This is a genomic window from Geodermatophilus marinus, assembly GCF_003428645.1.
Lineage (GTDB): Bacteria > Actinomycetota > Actinomycetes > Mycobacteriales > Geodermatophilaceae > Geodermatophilus.
In genome coordinates this window covers 40,460-57,723 of the sequence record NZ_QVQH01000018.1, presented here as the reverse complement: position 1 = coordinate 57,723, position 17,264 = coordinate 40,460, and the positions used below count along the sequence as shown (strand labels likewise).

Sequence of the window (17,264 nt, the reverse complement as noted above, 5' to 3'; positions counted from 1 at the left end):
GGGCGCCGGGGGAGGGCACCGGCCCTCCCACGGCGCCCCGGGGCGGTCGTCAGCGACGGCGGCGGCGCCGGCGCACGACCAGGGTGATCAGCAGCAGGAGCAGGGCCGCGGCACCGGCCGGTGCCGCGTACCGGGCCATGGCCGCACCGCCGGCGACCTCGAGCAGGTCGATCGGCTCGGGCTCCTCGGTCGAGCGGGCCGGCGTGGAGGCCGGGGCGGCGGCCGGCCCGGCGGGCGTGGTGGACGCCGCCGGGGCCGCCGGCGCCGGGGTCACCGGCGCGGCGGGCGTGGAGGCCGGGGTCGCGGCGGGGCCGGCCGGGGTGGTCACCGGCGCCGCCGGGGTGGTGGGGGCGGCGGTGGTCGGGGCCGCCTCGACGGGTCCGGCGGCCTCCGCCGCCGGCTTCGCGGCCTTGTCCGCGGCCGCGGCCGCCGTCTTCCTCGCCGCGCCGGCGGCCTTGCGGGTGGTCTTCGCCGCCGCCCCCTCGCCGGGCACCTGCTCGGCGGAGGCGGCGACCTCCTCGGCGGCGCCGGCGGCGGTCGTGGCCGCCTTCGCGGCCGGGCCGGGCTCGGCGGCCGGCTGGTCGCCCTGACCGAGCTGGGTGGCGAGCTTGTCGGCGAACTGGCCGAGCAGCTTGTTGCCGACGTCGGTCATGACGCCGCGGCCGAACTGGGCCGGCCGGCCGGTGATGTTCAGGTCGGTGAGGACGTCCACCCGCGTGGTCGCGCCCTCCTCCTTGAGCTGCGCGGTGATGAGCGCCGCGGCGGTGCCGTTGCCGCGCTGGTCCTTGCCGCGACCGTCGATGACCGCGCGGTGCGCGGCCTCGTCCTTCTCGACGAAGGACGCCTTGCCCTGGTAGGTCAGGTTGATCGGGCCGAGCTTCACCTTCACCCGGCCGGTGAAGGAGTCGCCCTCGACCGAGTCCAGGGCGGCACCGGGCATGCAGGGCGCGATCCGCTCGATGTCGAGCAGCACGCGCCAGGCCTCGTCGATCGGCACGGGGACGGTGAACGAGTTCTCCAACTGCACGGGGCTACCTCCGAGGGGTCACGTGGCTCGGCCGGTCCGCCCTCGGGACCGAGGGCGGACCGGCCGGGTCGGGTCGAGGCCCCGTCCGGGTCGCCCTCCGAGGGGCGGACGGGGTCCTCAAGCTACAGCCCGGCGGCGGCGCTCACCGCGCGGCGAGTGAGCACCCGCGCGAGGTGCTCGCGGTAGTCCGCCTGGGCGTTGAGGTCGCTGGTCGGGCTGGTGCCCTCGGCGGCCCGCTCGGCCGCCGCCGCGATGGCCGCGGCGCTGGCATCGGCACCCGCGAGGGCCGCCTCGGTGGCCTGGGCCCGCAGGGGCGTGGAGCCCATGTTGGTCAGCCCGATGCGCGCCTCGGCGATGTGCCCGTTCTCGCGGCGCACCGCCGCGGCGACGGCCACGATCGACCAGGCCTGCGCCACCCGGTTGAACTTCTCGTAGCGCACCCCCCACTCCCCGCGGAGCTTGGGGATGCGGACCTCGACGAGCAGCTCCCCCTCCTCGAGGCAGGTGGTCAGGTAGTCGACGAAGAAGTCCGCCGCGGGGACGGTGCGCCGCCCGCCGGAGCCGGCGATGACCATCTCCGCGTCGAGGGCCAGGGCCACCGCCGCGAGGTCCCCGGCCGGGTCGGCGTGGGCCAGCGCCCCGCCGAACGTGCCGCGGGCGCGGACCTGCCGGTCGGCGACGGTCTCGGTGGCCTGCACCAGCAGCGGCGCGTGCTCGGCGATCAGCGGGTCGACCAGCACGTCGTGGTGCGTGGTCATCGCGCCGACGACGAGGGCGTCGCCGTCGTCCCGGACCCCGCGCATCTCGCTCACGCTGACCAGGTCGACGACGGTCTCCGGGGCGGCCATGCGCAGCCGCATGACCGGGATCAGGGACTGGCCACCGGCCATGACCTTGACGTCCTCACCGCCGTCGGCGATGGCCTGCAGGGCCTCCTCGACGGTGGTCGGCCGGGCGTAGGCGAACGCCGCGGGGATCATCGGGCACCTCCAGCAGGGGTCGGGGCGGACGCCGGCACGGGGCCGGTCACGAGATGCCCCCGGGGTTGGACGCGGGGGTGGAGACGCCGGTGGTGGACTCGGTCGACGCACCGCCGTAGGCGGTGGTGCCGGCCGCGGCGCGGTCGCCGCCGTCACCGCCGGTCTGCAGGGCCCGCCACACCCGCTCGGGGGTCAGCGGCATCCGGATGTCGGTCACGCCCAGGTGCCGGACGGCGTCCAGCGCGGCGTTCACGACGGCCGGGGTGCTGGCGATCGTGCCGGCCTCCCCGACCCCCTTGGACCCCATCGGGTTGCTGGTCGAGGGCGTGACCGTGTTGTCGGTGTCGAAGTGCGGCAGGTCGGCGGCCGAGGGCACCAGGTAGTCCACGAAGCTCCCCGTGGTGAGGTTGCCGTCGGCGTCGTACACGGCCTCCTCGTAGAGGGCCTGGGCGATGCCCTGGGCCAGCCCGCCGTGGATCTGCCCCTCGACGATGAGCGGGTTGACGATCGTGCCGACGTCGTCGACGCAGGCGTACTTGCGGATCTTCACCATCCCGGTCTCGGTGTCGACCTCCATGGCGCAGATGTGGGTGCCGTGGGGGAAGGAGAAGTTGACCGGGTCGAAGGTCGCGTCGGCGTCGATCGACGGCTCGACGTCCTCCGGGTAGTTGTGCGCGGCGAAGATGGCCAAAGCCACCTCCTGGATGCTCAACCCGGTGCCCGGCGTCCCCCGGACGGAGAACTTCCCGCCCTCGAACTCGAGGTCGTCCTCGCTCGCCTCCAGCAGGTGGGCGGCGACCTTGCGGGCCTTGGCCACCACCTTGTCGGCGGCCTTGACCACCGCGGTGCCCCCCACCACCAGCGACCGGGAGCCGTAGGTGTCCAGGCCCTTGGGGGAGATCGACGTGTCGCCGTGCAGCACCTCGACGTCCTCGAACGGGACGCCGAGCTTGTCGGCGACCAGCTGGCTCCAGGCGGTCTCGTGGCCCTGCCCGTGCGGCGTGGCGCCGGTGACCACCTCGACCTTGCCGGTGGGCAGCATCCGGATCGAGGCGTGCTCCCAGCCACCGGAGCCGAAGGACAGCGAGCCCAGCACCCGGGAGGGTGCGATGCCGCACATCTCGGTGAAGGTGGAGAACCCGATGCCGAGCTGGACGGGGTCGCCCGACTCGCGGCGGCGCTGCTGCTCCGCGCGCAGCTCGTCGTAGCCGATGAGCTCGAGCGCCCGCGCGGTCGCGGCCTCGTAGTTGCCGCTGTCGTACTCCAGCCCGGCCACCATGGTGAACGGGAACTCGTCGTGCTTGATCCAGTTCTTGCGGCGCAGCTCGAGCGGGTCCATGCCCAGCTCGACGGCGAGCTCGTCCATGATCCGCTCGATGGCGAAGGTCGCCTCGGGCCGGCCGGCGCCGCGGTAGGCGTCGGTGGGCGTCTTGTTCGTGAAGATGCCCTTGAGCTCGAACCGGTAGGCGGGGAACTTGTAGATGGCCGGGTACATGAAGGCGCCGAGAGCGGGCGTGCCCGGGGTGATCAGCCGCAGGTAGGCGCCCATGTCGGCGAGCAGCCGCACGCGCAGGCCCTTGACGTTGCCCTCGCGGTCGGCGGCGACGTCGACGTACTGGATCTGGTCGCGGCCGTGGTGGGCGCTCATCAGGGACTCGCTGCGGGTCTCGGTGTACTTCACCGGCTTGCCGAGCCGGCGGGCGACGAGCAGCGCGAGGACCTCCTCGGGCGTCACCTGCAGCTTCCCGCCGAAGCCACCGCCCACGTCGGGGGCGATGACCCGGAGCTTGTGCTCCGGCACGCCCGTCACCATCGCCAGCATGACCCGCAGGATGTGCGGGATCTGGGTGGCCGACCACATCGTGTAGTTGTCGCCCTGCGGCTGGACGACCACCGAGCGCGGCTCCATGAACGCGGGGATGAGCCGCTGGTTGACGAACCGCCGGCTGACGACGACGTCGGCACCGGAGAACGCCTCGTCGGTGTCGCCGCCGGTGCCGGCGTCCCCGGCGTCGAAGACGAAGTGGAAGCTGGTGTTCGACTCCAGGTGGGCGTGGCAGAGGTCGGTGTCCTGGGTGGACGCCTGCTCCATGTCGAGCACCGGCGGCAGCACGGCGTAGTCGACGTCGACCAGCTCGACGGCGTCCGCCGCGGCGGCCTTGCTGCGCGCCACGATGACCGCGACCGCCTCGCCGACGTGGTTGACCTCCTCGACGGCGATCGACGGGTGGCCGGGGTTGACCATGTCCGGGGTGACCGGCCACGCGCAGGGCAGCGAGCCCTGCTCCTCGGCGAAGTCCCGGCCGCTGTAGACGGCGACGACGCCGGGGGCCTCGCGGGCCGCGCTGACGTCGACGCTGCCGATCCGGGCGTGGGCCACGGGGCTGCGCACGATCGACAGGTGCAGCATCCCGGGCAGCACCATGTTGTCGGTCCACGTCGTCCGGCCGGTGATCAGCCGGGCGTCCTCCTTGCGCCGGCGGGCCCGCCCGATCTCGGGCTGGGCGGTCTCGGTGGTGCGCGGCTCCTCGGTGAGCGTCATGCCTGGGCTCCCGTCGTCTCGGGCGCGGACATCTCGCCGGCGGCCTGGCGGACCGCGCGGACGATGTTCTGGTAGCCGGTGCAGCGGCAGAGGTTGCCCTCGATGCCCTCGCGGATCTCGCTCTCGCTCGGGTGCGGGTTCTCCTTGAGCAGGTCGACCGAGGCCATGATCATCCCGGGGGTGCAGAAGCCGCACTGCAGGCCGTGCATCTCGTGGAAGGCCTTCTGCACCGGGTGCAGGGTGCCGTCCTCGGCGGCCAGGCCCTCGATGGTGGTGACCTCGCTGCCGTCGGCCTGGACGGCCAGCACGGTGCAGGACTTCACCGCGGCGCCGTCGAGGTGCACGGTGCACGCGCCGCAGTTGCTGGTGTCGCAGCCGACGACGGTGCCGACCTTGCCGAGCTGCTCTCGCAGGTAGTGGACCAGCAGGGTCCGGGGCTCGACCTCGTCGGTGTAGGTCACCCCGTCGACCCGCACGGTGATCTGGGACACGAGTCCTCCGCTTCTCTGCAGGGGCGTGGCGGACGAGCGCCACCTGCTGCGGAGTCTGCCGAGGCGCGAGTGACTTAGGCCACGCTTACCTGCGCGGCGGCGACCTCGCGCTCCGCGTCCGCGGAGCTATTGCGCCTATGGGTCCGCGGATGCGCAGGCAGGCTCCCGTGGGCAGGGCGGATCCGCGCCCCGCGGCAACGTTGCAGCGCCGTTGCAGCCCCGCGCCCGGCGCCGCACCGGCCCCGCGTGCCCGCGGGGGATCCCGGTGTAGTTAGGTGAGCCTGTCCTACCGTATTGGAGCCTCCTGATGACCCGACGCCCCGCCGTCCTCGGCGCTGCCCTGCTCAGCGCCGCCCTCCTCGCCGGCTGCGGCTCGGCCTCCGACGACGCGGAGGCGGACGCCGCCGGCGGCACCCCCGCCACCGGCTCCGGGAACGGCGCGTTCCCCGTCACCGTCGACACCGCCTTCGGCGAGGTGACGATCGAGGAGCAGCCGCAGCGGGTGGTCGCGCTCGGGTGGTCGGACGCCGAGACCGCCCTGGCCCTCGGGGTCGAGCCGGTCGGCGCCAGCGACTGGCTGGGCTTCGGCGGCGAGGGTGTGGGCCCCTGGGCCGAGGGCCGCTACGACGAGGCCCCCGAGCTGGTCGACACCCTCGAGCCCAGCCTCGAGGCGATCGCGGCCCTGGAGCCCGACGTCATCCTCGACACCCGCTCCGACGGCACGCAGGAGCGCTACGACCTGCTCAGCCAGATCGCCCCGACCGTCGGCCAGCCCGAGGGCGTGGGGCCCTACCAGACCACCTGGCAGCAGCAGCTGGAGCTGGTGGGCGAGGTGCTCGGGCGCAGCGACGAGGCCGCCGACCTCGAGGCCGACCTCGAGCAGCAGTTCGAGGAGGCGCGCGCGGAGCACCCGGAGTTCGAGGGCACCGAGGTCGCCGTGGGCGCCTACACCTCCGAGGGCTTCGGCGCCTACGTGCGCGGCGATGCCCGGGTCGACTTCATGGAGTCGCTGGGCTTCGTCAACGCGCCGGCCATCCAGGAGCTGGCCGGGGAGAACTTCTACGTCCCGATCAGCGACGAGGAGGTCTCGCTGCTCGACGCGCCGCTGACCGTGGTCTTCCCGATCTTCGTGGACGCCTCGGAGATCACGTCGAACCCGGTGTGGCAGACCCTGCCCTCGGTGCAGCAGGGCAACGCGCTGGTGCTGGAGGACCCGGAGCTGGTCAGCGCCTTCTCCAGCGGCTCGGTGCTCGGCATCGGGTACGCCCTCGACAACGCCGTCCCGCAGTTCGCCGAGACGCTCGGCTAGGTCGTCCCGTCACCGGACCGGCGCGGGCTCGACGTGCCGGTGGCACGGCCGGCCGGCCCGGTGGCATCCCCCGGGGGCCGGGCGGGCACCGGGTGCGCCCCGGGCGCCGCGGTCTACCCGAGCGGGACCCGCGGGGCGCGGCGCAGCCGGTGCAGGTGGGCGGCCACCGCGGGGCGGCGCGGCGAGCCGGGGGGCAGGGACTCCAGGCAGGTCTGCCACACCGCGACGTCGTCCTGTGCCTCGGGCAGCCGGCTGTAGCGCAGCAGCAGCTCCGGGCGGCGGCCGGCCAGCACGGCCTGGCGCAGCGACAGCGTCAGCCGGCCGCGGGCGCGGACGACGCCCGGGGCGGTGGAGCGGGGCAGCACCGCCCCGAGGTAGCGCTCCAGGGCGGGGCCGACGGCGCCGCGGGCGAGCAGCCGGCGGACCGCGTCGAGGTCGGTGTCCAGCGGGCCGACGAGCCGGTAGGGGCGCGAGCCGACCAGCTCGGGGCCGACCAGCCGGCGCAACCGGGACAGCTCGGCGCGCACGGTGACCGGGGCGGCCTCCCCGGCGTGGCACTCGGCGGCGAGCTGCTCGGCGGTGCGGCCGGTGCCGGAGGCGCCGGCCTCGGCCAGCAGGAGCAGCAGCTCGGAGTGGCGCAGCGACAGCTCGACCGCCGCCTGCGGGCGCAGCAGCCGGGCCCGCTCGCGGCCGAGGACCTCCAGCCGGGGCGCCAGGGGGCGGGCCGGCGCGGGCGCGGGCGGCCGCGGCGCCGGGCGGGCCAGCCGCTCACGGTGCAGCCACCGCAGCTCGGACTCGACGGCGGCCACGGTGGCGCGCACCAGCGTGAGCACCTGCGGGCTGGCCACGTGGTCGCCGCCGGTGACGTCGATGGCGCCGAGCAGCACGCCGGTGACCGGGTCGTGCACGGGCGCGGCCGAGCAGCTCCAGGGCTGGACCGGCCGGCGGTAGTGCTCGCTGCCGTAGATCTGCACGGCGTGGTCGACGGCGAGCGCGGTGCCGGGCGCGTTGGTGCCGGCGACCTCCTCGGACCACCGGGACCCCTCGACGAAGTGCATCGCCTCGGCCCGCGCGCGCAGCCGCCGGTCGCCCTCCACCCAGAGCATGCGGCCGGCGGCGTCGGTGACCGCGACGATCATCTGGTCGGCCTCGGCGTCGGCGACCAGCAGCCGCCGGATCACCGGCAGCACCGGCGCCAGCGGGTGGGCCTCGCGGTAGGCGACGAGGTCGTCGTCCAGGAGCTCCACCGGGGGCGCCCCGCCGTCGGGGTCCACGCCGCTGCCCAGGCTGCGCCGCCAGGAGTCCCAGACCACGGCCCGCACCTGGTCGCGGGCGGGGGCGCCACGGGTGACCAGGGCCTCGTGCGCGGCGCGCAGGCGGCGGGTCAGCAGCGGGTCGGGGCGGCCCTCGGGCAGCGCGAGCCACGGGTTGACCGTGGTCACCGCGTCGCGCCCGGGCTGTCGCTCATGTCGCCCCCATCGTGACCTGTCCTGGGCGTTCGCACCACCGACCCCGTCGCGTGCACCGGGACGGGTGGCGTCAGCGGCGGCGGCGCGGGAGGGACGGCGGGGCCGCCGGCAGCAGCGCCCGGGGGTCGCGGGCCCGCCAGGCGCCGGTCCACAGCCCGGCGCCGTAGGCGAGGTCCTCCAGCCGGCGGGCGGCGGCGAAGCGCAGCACCCCGACGTCCCGGCGGTGCGCCCGGCCGCCCAGCAGCCCGTCGGCCACCGCGACGACGACGACCACCCGGCGGGCCCGCCGGGAGGTCAGCGCCGCGACCAGGGCGAGCGGCCAGTGGTGCCGGGTGACCGCGCGGGCCAGCGTGCGGACGGCGGCCGCGCTGCCCCTCAGGACGAGGGCGGCGGCCAGGCCGACCGGCGGGCGCCCCTCCGGACCGGCCAGCCGCGGGGCCAGCCGGGCGGTGGCGGCACCGAGCACACCGGCCGCGGCCAGCAGCCCCGACCGGCGCCCGGTGAGCGCCAGCGCGCACGCCGCCGCCGTCCAGGGCGAGACCACCACGGGGGCGACCGCGGCGCCGTGCCGGGCGGCCAGCAGGGCGGCGCCGGTGCCGTAGAAGGCCCGCCGGCGCAGCCAGTCGCGGGCGCTCGCGGGGTGCTCGTGGGCGACGGTGGCGGCCGGCTCGTAGCGCACCCGCCAGCCGGCCGCGGCCAGCCGCCAGACCAGGTCGACGTCCTCGGCCACCCGCATGGACTCGTCGAACCCCGCGCCGAGCGCCGCCCGGCGGGCCAGCAGCGCCGCGCTGGGCAGGTAGGAGACCGCGGTCCCGGGTGCCACGGGCGCCGGGTCGGGGCCCATGTCCAGGGCGCTCACCGCGGTCTCGTAGCGGGCGACGAACCCGACCGGCTCCCCCAGCGCGGCGATCCGGGGCGCGACGACGGCCAGCCGCGGGTCGGCGGTGTGCCGCAGCAGCGGGTCCAGCCAGCCGGGGCGCGGCACGCAGTCCGAGTCGAGGAAGGCGACGAGCTCCGTGGTGGCGGCGGCCAGCCCGGCGTTGCGGGCGGCGGCCGGGCCCCGGGAGACCGCGTGGCGCAGCACCCGCGCGCCGGCACCGCCGGCCACCGCCCGGGTCGCGGCCGGGTCGGCGGACCCGTCGTCCACCACGAGCACGGGGACGGTGGCGGTGGCGGGGTCGGCGCGCAGCGCGGCGAGCAGCCGGGCCAGCTCGGCGGCACGGTCCCGCACCGGGACGACGACGGTGACCTCCGCCGCCGCCGGGGCGCACGGCGAGGGGACGGGGTGGGCGAGGCCGGCGTCCAGCAGGCGGGCGGCCAGCGCCGCGGTCGCCGCGTCCCGCACCTCGAGGTGGTCACCGGCCATGAGTGCCTGCGCCCGGGGCAGCAGGCGGACCAGCCGCAGCGGCGAGCCGCCCAGGAGCACGGTGCCGCCCGCGCGCCGGCGGGTGCGCGGGTCCAGGCGGACGGCGAAGCCGTCGGGCAGCCGCCCGGCCGGCGGCGCGGGGACCGCGGTCATCCCGCGGCGAGCACCTCGGCCGTGGTGGTGACCTCGACCAGGGGGGCGTAGCAGCCCAGGATGCGCATCGTGTCGGCGTGCGCCTCGTCGCTGGCCCCGGCGCAGGCGTCGGAGACCACCTGCACGTGGACGCCGGCGTCGGCGGCCGGCAGCACGGTGGAGAGCACGCAGCAGTCGGTGGCCACGCCGGCCACCGTCAGGGGCCCGTCACCCACCACGTCGGCCACCTCGGGCACCCACTTGCCGAAGGTCGGGACGTCGACGACCGTGCGGGCGCCGGGGTCCTCGGAGAGCTGGAACAGCGGGATCGCGTGCGGCCGGGTGAAGTAGTCGTACCGCCGGTAGTAGTCGGCCCAGGCCCCCTCGGGGCGCTCGGGGACGACGAAGCGCGTGAACACCACCCGCTCGCCGAAGGCCTGCACCAGGGACCGGACGCGGGGCCGGATGTCGTCGAAGCGGGGCGTCGTCCAGGGGGACGTCGGGTCGCGGAAGACCTCCTGGTAGTCGACGACGAGCAGCCACCCGGGAGGAGAGCCCATGCCCGGAACCCTAACCGCGGGGGCGGCGGCCCCGGTCGGGCCGACCCCCGCCGGCGGCCGCCCTCAGCCCCGCAGCCGCCCGCCGGGGTCGACGTCCCACCGGGCGACGGCGCCGGCCAGCCGCGCGGCGAGGCCGTCGAGCAGGGCCGCGCCCTCCTCCGCCGAGGCGCCGTCCGGGTCCCCCAGCACGCCGGTGGGGCTGACCGCGCGCACGCCCTCCTCGCGCAGCCGGGGCAGGACCTCGTCCAGCGGTGCGGTCTCGCCCGCCACGGCCCGCTCCAGGCGCACCGACCCCGGTTCCACGTGCAACATCAGCGCGGTCTCGGTGCGCCCGGCGTGCGGGTCGGCGCCGGCGACGGCGCACGGGAACCAGGCGACGTCGCGGCCCTCCGAGCGCAGCAGCGGGACGGCGGCCCGCAGGGCGTCGAGGTTGCCGCCGTGGCCGTTGACGACGAGCAGGCGCCCGGCCCAGCGGCAGGCCGAGCGGCCGTACTCGACCAGCAGCCCGGCCAGCGCCTCGGTGCCGATCGACACGGTGCCGGGGAACTCCTCGTGCTCGCCGCTGGCGCCGTAGGCGAGCGGCGGGGCCAGCAGCGCGGCGGGGAGGTCGTCCACGGCCGCCTCGGCGACCGCGCAGGCGACGGTGGTGTCGGTGGCCAGCGGCAGGTGGTGGCCGTGCTGCTCGACCGCACCCAGCGGCACCAGCAGCAGCGGGCGCTCGGGCAGCTCGGGCCAGACGGCACCCGCGAGGGAGCTCACCGCAGCCAGCGTAGTGACGCGCTGGGACGGCCCCGTCCCGGGCGCCACCGGCCACCCTTCAGGGGCCCGCGCCGAGCCTGCGAGGCGTGGGGGGAAGGGTGGTCCTTCTACTCGGTGGTGCGGAAGACCCGGGCGGCGAGGGTGACCAGCCCCAGCGTCAGGACGGCGACGGCCAGCAGCTGGACCCCGACCGGTACCTCCCAGCCGGCCCAGGTGATCACCGGGACTAGGCGCTCCTGCTCGGCCGCCGTCAGCGCCAGCCGGTCGAGCACGAAGGAGCGCATCGGCTGGACGACGTAGGTCAGCGGGTTGAGCTTGGTGAGGACGGCGAGCCAGTCCGGCAGCCCGGCGATCGGGAACAGCGCCCCCGACAGGAACATCATCGGCATGATCAGCAGCTGGCTGACCGGCATCGCCGTCTGGATGGTCCTGATCCGCGTGGAGAGCAGGACGCCGAGCGCGGTGAGCAGCAGCGACCCGAGGAACAGGCAGCCGGTCAGCTGGAGGAGCAGCACGGGGGCGTAGGGGATGCCGACGGTGCCGGCCAGGGCGAGGAGCAGGAGGCTCTGCACGGTGGCCACGACCGCGCCGCCGAGGCACTTGCCCCAGATGATCGCGCCGCGGGAGATGGGGGCGACCATCATCTCGCGCAGGAAGCCGAACTCGCGGTCCCAGACCAGGCTGATGCCGGCGAAGGCCGCGGTGAACAGCACCGAGGTGGCCAGCACCCCGGGGAACAGGAAGGTCCGGAAGCTGGTGTCGCCGCCGGTGTCGACGATGCTGCCCAGGCCGGTGCCCATGACGAAGACGAAGAGCAGCGGCTGCAGCAGCATGGTGAGGATGCGGGCCCGGTCCTGCCGGAGCCGCAGGAGCTCCCGGCGCATCACGACCCAGGTGGCCCGGACCTCGTGGCCGAGGTCGGAGCGCACCTCGGTCAGCCGCTGCGGCTCGGTGACGGCGGGCGGGACGGCGGTGTCACGGGTGCTCACGGTGCGTCCTCTCCGGCGGAGCGGGTCATGTCAGCGCCTCCCGGCGAACGGGTGGGACGGGGCCGAGGGGCCCTCGGAGTCGCGGATCGTGCGGCCGGTGTAGGTCAGGAAGACGTCGTCCAGGCTGGGCCGGGTGACGGTCACCGAGCGGATGCCGACGCCGAGCTCGGTGAACAGCCGGGGCACCACCGCGGCCCCCTCGGCCACGGCGAGGGTCACCTGCCCCTCGTGCATGCCGGCCTCCACCCCGAGCCGCTCCCGGACCCGCGCGATGGCCAGCTCGTCGTCGTCGGTGCGCAGCGCGATGCGGTCGGTGCCGACGCTGGACTTCAGCGCCTCGGGCGTGTCCTCCACGACGATCTCGCCGTGGTCCATGATCGCGATCCGGTCGCAGTGCTCGGCCTCGTCCATGTAGTGCGTGGTGACGAAGACGGTGATGTCGGTGTTGTCGCGCAGCCAGGTCAGGTGGTCCCAGATGGCGGCGCGGGTCTGCGGGTCCAGGCCGATGGTGGGCTCGTCGAGGAAGAGCACCTGGGGGGCGTGGACCAGGCCGCGGGCGATCTCCAGCCGCCGCTTCATGCCGCCGGAGAACTTGTCGACCCGGTCCGTGCGGCGGTCGGTGAGGGCCACCATGTCGAGCACCTCGGCGATGCGCCGGTCGGCCTCCGGGCGGGAGAGGCCGTAGAGCTCGGCGTGGAAGCGCAGGTTCTGCTCGGCGGACAGCTGCAGGTCCAGGGTCTGCTGCTGGAACACCAGGCCGATCCGACGGCGCACCTGGCTGCGCTGCCGGACGACGTCGAAGCCGGCGACGCGCGCGGTCCCCGACGTCGGGTTGCGGATGGTGCACAGCATCTCGATGGTCGTGGACTTCCCGGCGCCGTTGGGGCCGAGGAAGCCGTAGGTCTGCCCCGCCTCGACCCGCAGGTCGATGCCCTTCACCGCCTCGACCACGGAGTCGCCGGCCGGGTAGGTCTTGCGGAGGCCGGTGACCTCGATGGCCGGTTCCCTAACGGTGTTAGACACAGCGGACACCGTCCTCTCACACCGTTAGGGTGTCAAGCGTGAGACCGGGGACGGCGACGGAGCGGCCGGCGGTGACCCGCGAGGCCGTCGTCGACGCCGCCCTCGACCTGCTCGCCGAGGGCGGCCTGGAGGCGGTCTCGTTCCGCCGGGTCGCCGCCCGGCTCGGGGTCTCCGGGCCGACCCTCTACTGGCACGTCGAGAACAAGCGGCAGCTCATGGATCTCATGGCCGAGGAGCTGCTGCGCCGCACCGGGCGGGTCTACGCCGGCCCGGAGGAGGGCCAGCCCTGGTGGGAGTGGCTGCGCGAGGACGCCCGGCGCACGTTCACCGCGCTGGTGGCCACCCGGGACGCGCCTCGGGTGGTGGCCGGCAACCGGCCCAGCCCGGAGAGCTTCGCCGGCATCGAGCGGGTGCTCGGCGTGCTGGTGGCGGCGGGCCTGCGCCCCGGCGAGGCGCAGCAGGCGCTGTTCGCGCTGGGCTCCTACGTGATCGGCAGCGCCGTCGAGTGGCAGGCGGAGGCCGACCGGGGGCGCAGCCAGCCACCGGCCCCCGGGGGCGAGGACCCCGCCGCCCGGCGCGCCTGCGCCCTGGCCGGGCAGCCGCTGCTGCTGGCCGCGATCACCGAGCTGGTGCGCCACCCGCACGGCGCGGCCTTCGAGTTCGGCCTGGACCTGCTCGTCGAGGGCCTGCGCGCGCGGTACGCCGGCGAGGCCTGACCCGCCGGCGGCCCCTCCCCTCGCGGCCGGGGCTACAGCGCCGCGCCGACCCGCTCGCCGTCCCGGGTGGCGGCCGAGGCCCGCCGGGGCGCGAGGCAGTCGCCCACCCGGTGCACCTCCGGGCCGCCGTCCCCGGGCCCGCGGCGCAGCTCGTGCCAGAGCGCGTCGTCGGCCACGCCTGGGGCGGCCACCACGACGGCGTCGACCGCCCGCGCCTGCACCGCGCCGGTCGGGTGGTGCAGCAGGGCGACCGTGCCGCCGTCCACGGCGGTCACCACCACCTCGGGGGTCAGCCGGATGCCGAGCTCCGCGGCCCGCCGGCGCCAGCGCGGCAGCTCCAGCAGCGGCCCGAGGTCCTGCCCGACCACCAGCGCCGCGGTCACCAGCTCCACCCGGCAGCCGCGCGCGGCCAGCAGCTCGGCCACCGACGGCGCTGCCGCCCCGCCGAGCTCGTCGACCACGAGCACCCGGCCGGCCGGCCGCACCCGCCCGCCGAGCACGTCCCGGACGTCGAGCACGCCCTCGGCGCCGGCCGCCCACGCGGGCGGGGCCGCCCGCGCGCCGGTGGCCAGGACGACGGCGTCCGGGGCGGCGCCCAGCACGCCCGCGGCGGTCGCCCGGACGCCGGTGCGCAGCGCCACCCCGGCCCGCGCGCACTCCCGGGCCAGGTCCTCGACCAGCGGGAGGAGCCCGCCCCGGCCGGGGCCGGCGGCCGCCGTCCGCACCGCCCCGCCGAGGACCCGACCCTGCTCCAGCAGGGTCACCTCGTGGCCGCGCTGCGCCGCGGTCGCCGCCGTCCGCAGCCCGGCCGGGCCACCGCCGACGACCAGCACCCGCCGCCGCGCGGGCACCGGCAGCGGGGCCTCCCGGCCCGCCCGCGGGTTGGTCACGCAGCCGAGCGCCCGGCCGAGGCCGACCGCGCCGACGCACTCCTGGTTGCAGCCCAGGCACCGGCGGATCTCCCCCGCCCGGCCGGCGAGCGCCTTGGCCGCCCACGCCGGGTCGGCGACCTGCGCGCGCACCGCCCCGACCAGGTCGCAGTCGCCGGCCGCCAGCGCGGCCTCGGCCTGGCCGGGGGTGAGGAAGCGGCCCACCCCGATCACCGGGACGCCGACGGCCGCGCGCACCGCGGCGGCGAACGGGCGGGCGTAGCCGGTCGGGGTGGTCATCGGCGGGACGACGCGGTCCAGGGTCGCGGTCGCGACGCCGACGGTGGTGCTCACCCAGTCGACCAGCCCGCGCCCGGCGAGCAGGCGCGCGGTGGCCGCTGCCTCGGCCGCCGTCGTCCCCCCGCCCGCGCCCTCCTCGTCGCCGAGGCGGACGCCGACCGCCCGGTCCGGCCCCACCGCCTCCCGCACCGCGGCGAGCACCTCGGCGAGGAAGCGGGCGCGGTTCTCCAGCGACCCGCCGTAGCGGTCGGTGCGCCGGTTGGTCGCCCGGGAGAGGAACTGCCGGGCCAGGGCCGACTGGGAGGCCTGGACCTCCACGCCGTCGAAGCCGGCCGCCGCGCAGCGCCCGGCGACCGCGGCGAACGCGGCGACCAGCCGGCGCAGGTCGGCGGGCGTGGCCTCGCGCGGCACCTCGCCGAACAGCGGGTCGGGCACCGGGGACGGGGCGAGCACCGGTGCGCGGGTGTGCAACCCGTCGGACTGCCCGCCGTTGTGGTTCAGCTGGGCGACCACGGGGACGCCGTGCGCGTGCACCGCCTCGGTGACCGCCCGCCAGGCGGGCACGACCGCCGGGTCCCACCCGCGGACCAGCTTCTCGTACGGGCGGTCGGCAGGGTCGACGGTGGACTCCTCGACGACGACCAGCCCGGCACCGCCCGCCGCTCGGGCCGCGGCGTAGGCGGCGTGGCGGGCGGTGGGCAGGCCGTCGACGGCGAAGTTGGTCAGGTGCGCCGGGAAGACCACCCGGTTGGGCACCGTCAGCGGGCCCAGCCGCAGGGGTGCGGCCAGCCGCCGGTACCGCGCCACCTGCACCCCTCCCGCCCGCCGGTGCGTCCAGACTGGGGCAGCATGACGCCCCGACGCTGCCCGTGCGGCACCGGCTCGCCCTACGACGAGTGCTGCGGCCCGCTGCACGCCGGCGCGCCCGCCGCCACGGCCGAGCAGCTCGTGCGGTCGCGGTACAGCGCCTTCGTCGTGGGCGACACCGGCTACCTGCTGGCCACCTGGCACCCGTCCACCCGCCCGCGCACCCTCGACCCGGACCCGGCCGTGCGCTGGACCGGCCTGGAGGTGCTGGCCACCACCGGCGGCGGGCTGCTGGCCGGGGAGGGCACGGTCGAGTTCCGGGCGTCGTGGGTCGTCGACCGGGAACCGGGCGCGCAGCACGAGGTGAGCCGGTTCGTGCGGGACGGCGGTGCCTGGCGCTACCTGGACGCGCTGCCGCCGGGGTTCGCGGGCGGCCCGGCTGGGCACCGGTCGGGCGACATCCGATCCCGCACGAGAGGACGACGCGCATGAGCGCCGAGGACACCCGCAAGGTCGCCGAGCTGATCAAGGGCCAGAAGATCGGCTTCCTGACCACCACCACGCCCGGGGGGAAGCTCACCAGCCGGCCGATGGCGCTGCAGGAGGTCGAGTTCGACGGCGACCTGTGGTTCTTCGCCGAGGAGGGCTCGGACTGGATCGGGCACGTCCAGGCCTCGCCGCAGGTGAACGTCGGCGTCGGGTCGGGCGGCACCTGGGTGTCGCTGACCGGGCACGCCGTGGTGGTGCACGACGTCGAGAAGAAGGAGCAGCTGTGGAACTCCGGCGTGTCGGCCTGGCTGCCGCAGGGCCCGGAGGACCCGTCGGTCGTGCTGGTGCGCGTGGAGGCCGACACCGCCGAGTACTGGGACTCCCCCGGTGGGCGGCTGGCGACGGCGTTCAGCTTCGTCAAGGCCAAGGCGACCGGGCAGCGGATCTCCTCGGACAACGCGGTCGTCGACCTCTGACCGCCGGGGGCGAGGCCCGGAACGGTCGAGGGAGAGGAAGCTCTGCCCGTGTCAGGGGCGCCCCGACGCGGGCGTAGCTTCCTCTCCCTCGACCCGGGCGGCCGCAGCGGGCCCCGGCCTCAGCGGATCGTGTAGCCGGCGTCCACCGGCAGGGTCACCCCGGTGATGTAGCGGGCCTCGTCCGAGACGAGGAACAGCACCGCGTTGGAGATGTCCACCGGGTCGACGTAGGCCACCGGCAGCGGGTGCAGCGTCTCGAACAGCTCGGTGAACTTCTCCTTCGTCGGCTCGGGGTCGTCCGGGGTGAACAGCCCCCACGTCTTGGGGTTCTGGATCATCACCGTGTCCACGCCGGTCGGGTGCACGGTGTTCACCCGGATCGCCTGCTTGCCGAACTCGTTGGCCAGCGTCCGCATGATGCCGATGACGCCGTGCTTGGCGGTCGTGTAGTGGATGGTGTTCGGCGTCCCCTTGAGCCCGGCGGTCGAGCTGGTGATGACGATCGACCCGCCGCCGCCCTCGATCAGGTGCGGCAGCGCCACCTTGCAGGTGTTCCACACGCCGGTCAGGTTGATGTCGATCATCTCCTGCCAGGCCCTGTCGGTGAGCTCCAGCGACGGCTCCAGCTCGAAGACCCCGGCGTTGGCCAGCACGATGTCCAGCCGGCCGAGCTGGGCCACCCCCTCGTCCACCGCGGCCTTCAGCGCGCCGCTGTCCCGGACGTCGGCCTTCGTCGCGATGATGCGCCGGTCGAGGGCCTCGACCTGGCGGACGGTCTCGGCGAGGTCCTCCTCGGTGGCCGGCGGGTACATCCGGATCGACTCGACCGGCCCGGCGATGTCGACGGCGATGATGTCGGCACCCTCCTGGGCCAGCCGCACAGCGTGGCTGCGGCCCTGGCTGCGCGCCGCGCCGGTGATGAAGGCGACCTTGCCCTGCACCCGTCCTGCCATGACATCC

At 76.0% G+C, this 17,264-nt stretch carries 16 protein-coding genes; 4 read left to right on the top strand and 12 right to left on the bottom strand.

Annotation, left to right across the window (positions count from 1 at the left end; all coding sequences use genetic code 11):
• Nucleotides 1-49: 49 nt before the first annotated feature.
• The 4 genes from D0Z06_RS17800 to D0Z06_RS17785 all read right to left on the bottom strand — a co-directional run bounded on the left by D0Z06_RS17800 (nt 50) and on the right by D0Z06_RS17785 (nt 5,040).
• Nucleotides 50-1,027, bottom strand: coding sequence for an SRPBCC family protein (locus D0Z06_RS17800; RefSeq protein ID WP_117378888.1), 978 nt, complete (start codon nt 1,025-1,027; stop codon nt 50-52).
• Between the two features lie 122 nt (nt 1,028-1,149).
• Nucleotides 1,150-2,007 (bottom strand): FAD binding domain-containing protein, encoded by an 858-nt coding sequence (locus D0Z06_RS17795; protein WP_117378887.1) that lies wholly within the window; start codon nt 2,005-2,007, stop codon nt 1,150-1,152.
• Nucleotides 2,008-2,053: 46 nt separating this feature from the next.
• Nucleotides 2,054-4,549: a xanthine dehydrogenase family protein molybdopterin-binding subunit gene (locus tag D0Z06_RS17790; RefSeq protein WP_117378886.1), complete on the bottom strand. Its 2,496-nt coding sequence runs from the start codon at nt 4,547-4,549 to the stop codon at nt 2,054-2,056.
• Nucleotides 4,546-5,040 carry a (2Fe-2S)-binding protein gene (locus D0Z06_RS17785; RefSeq protein ID WP_117378885.1) on the bottom strand — a complete coding sequence of 165 codons (495 nt, stop codon included), beginning with the start codon at nt 5,038-5,040 and terminating at the stop codon, nt 4,546-4,548. The genes D0Z06_RS17790 and D0Z06_RS17785 overlap by 4 nt, the downstream gene beginning before the upstream one ends.
• 307 nt (nt 5,041-5,347) lie before the next feature.
• On the opposite strand from D0Z06_RS17785, the gene D0Z06_RS17780 reads away from it, so the two are divergent.
• Nucleotides 5,348-6,349, top strand: a complete 1,002-nt coding sequence (locus D0Z06_RS17780; protein WP_117378884.1) for an iron-siderophore ABC transporter substrate-binding protein — start codon at nt 5,348-5,350, stop codon at nt 6,347-6,349.
• 113 nt (nt 6,350-6,462) lie between these two features.
• On the opposite strand, the gene D0Z06_RS17775 is transcribed toward D0Z06_RS17780, so the two are convergent.
• The 6 genes from D0Z06_RS17775 to D0Z06_RS17750 form a co-directional block, all read right to left on the bottom strand.
• Nucleotides 6,463-7,791 carry a sigma-54-dependent transcriptional regulator family protein gene (locus tag D0Z06_RS17775; RefSeq protein ID WP_117378883.1) on the bottom strand — a complete coding sequence of 443 codons (1,329 nt, stop codon included), beginning with the start codon at nt 7,789-7,791 and terminating at the stop codon, nt 6,463-6,465.
• A 97-nt stretch (nt 7,792-7,888) separates the two neighbouring features.
• Complete coding sequence (mftF, locus tag D0Z06_RS17770; RefSeq protein ID WP_117378882.1) at nt 7,889-9,337, bottom strand: mycofactocin biosynthesis glycosyltransferase MftF; 1,449 nt, start codon at nt 9,335-9,337, stop codon at nt 7,889-7,891.
• A complete protein-coding gene (locus tag D0Z06_RS17765; protein ID WP_117378881.1) occupies nt 9,334-9,876 on the bottom strand; it encodes a cysteine hydrolase family protein in 543 nt (180 codons plus the stop codon). The genes mftF and D0Z06_RS17765 overlap by 4 nt, the downstream gene beginning before the upstream one ends.
• A gap of 63 nt (nt 9,877-9,939) precedes the next feature.
• Nucleotides 9,940-10,635, bottom strand: coding sequence for a mycofactocin biosynthesis peptidyl-dipeptidase MftE (gene mftE / locus D0Z06_RS17760; RefSeq protein WP_117378880.1), 696 nt, complete (start codon nt 10,633-10,635; stop codon nt 9,940-9,942).
• Between the two features lie 107 nt (nt 10,636-10,742).
• Nucleotides 10,743-11,624: an ABC transporter permease gene (locus tag D0Z06_RS17755; protein WP_199522389.1), complete on the bottom strand. Its 882-nt coding sequence runs from the start codon at nt 11,622-11,624 to the stop codon at nt 10,743-10,745.
• Nucleotides 11,625-11,654: 30 nt separating this feature from the next.
• Nucleotides 11,655-12,647: an ATP-binding cassette domain-containing protein gene (locus D0Z06_RS17750; RefSeq protein WP_117378879.1), complete on the bottom strand. Its 993-nt coding sequence runs from the start codon at nt 12,645-12,647 to the stop codon at nt 11,655-11,657.
• Between the two features lie 38 nt (nt 12,648-12,685).
• On the opposite strand from D0Z06_RS17750, the gene D0Z06_RS17745 reads away from it, so the two are divergent.
• Complete coding sequence (locus D0Z06_RS17745) at nt 12,686-13,363, top strand: TetR/AcrR family transcriptional regulator C-terminal domain-containing protein (protein ID WP_117378878.1); 678 nt, start codon at nt 12,686-12,688, stop codon at nt 13,361-13,363.
• A gap of 32 nt (nt 13,364-13,395) precedes the next feature.
• On the opposite strand, the gene D0Z06_RS17740 is transcribed toward D0Z06_RS17745, so the two are convergent.
• Entirely contained in the window at nt 13,396-15,339 is a 1,944-nt protein-coding gene (locus tag D0Z06_RS17740) for a mycofactocin system FadH/OYE family oxidoreductase 2 (RefSeq protein ID WP_233517780.1), read from the bottom strand.
• Between the two features lie 42 nt (nt 15,340-15,381).
• On the opposite strand from D0Z06_RS17740, the gene D0Z06_RS17735 reads away from it, so the two are divergent.
• Complete coding sequence (locus tag D0Z06_RS17735) at nt 15,382-15,831, top strand: YchJ family protein (RefSeq protein WP_158580023.1); 450 nt, start codon at nt 15,382-15,384, stop codon at nt 15,829-15,831.
• On the top strand, nt 15,828-16,304 hold the full coding sequence (locus D0Z06_RS17730) for a pyridoxamine 5'-phosphate oxidase family protein (protein WP_117378876.1): 477 nt from the start codon (nt 15,828-15,830) through the stop codon (nt 16,302-16,304). Before D0Z06_RS17735 ends, D0Z06_RS17730 begins: the two co-directional genes overlap by 4 nt.
• 119 nt (nt 16,305-16,423) lie before the next feature.
• Here D0Z06_RS17730 and D0Z06_RS17725 read toward each other — a convergent pair whose 3' ends face one another.
• Nucleotides 16,424-17,257 (bottom strand): mycofactocin-coupled SDR family oxidoreductase, encoded by an 834-nt coding sequence (locus tag D0Z06_RS17725; RefSeq protein WP_117378875.1) that lies wholly within the window; start codon nt 17,255-17,257, stop codon nt 16,424-16,426.
• Nucleotides 17,258-17,264 lie beyond the last annotated feature (7 nt).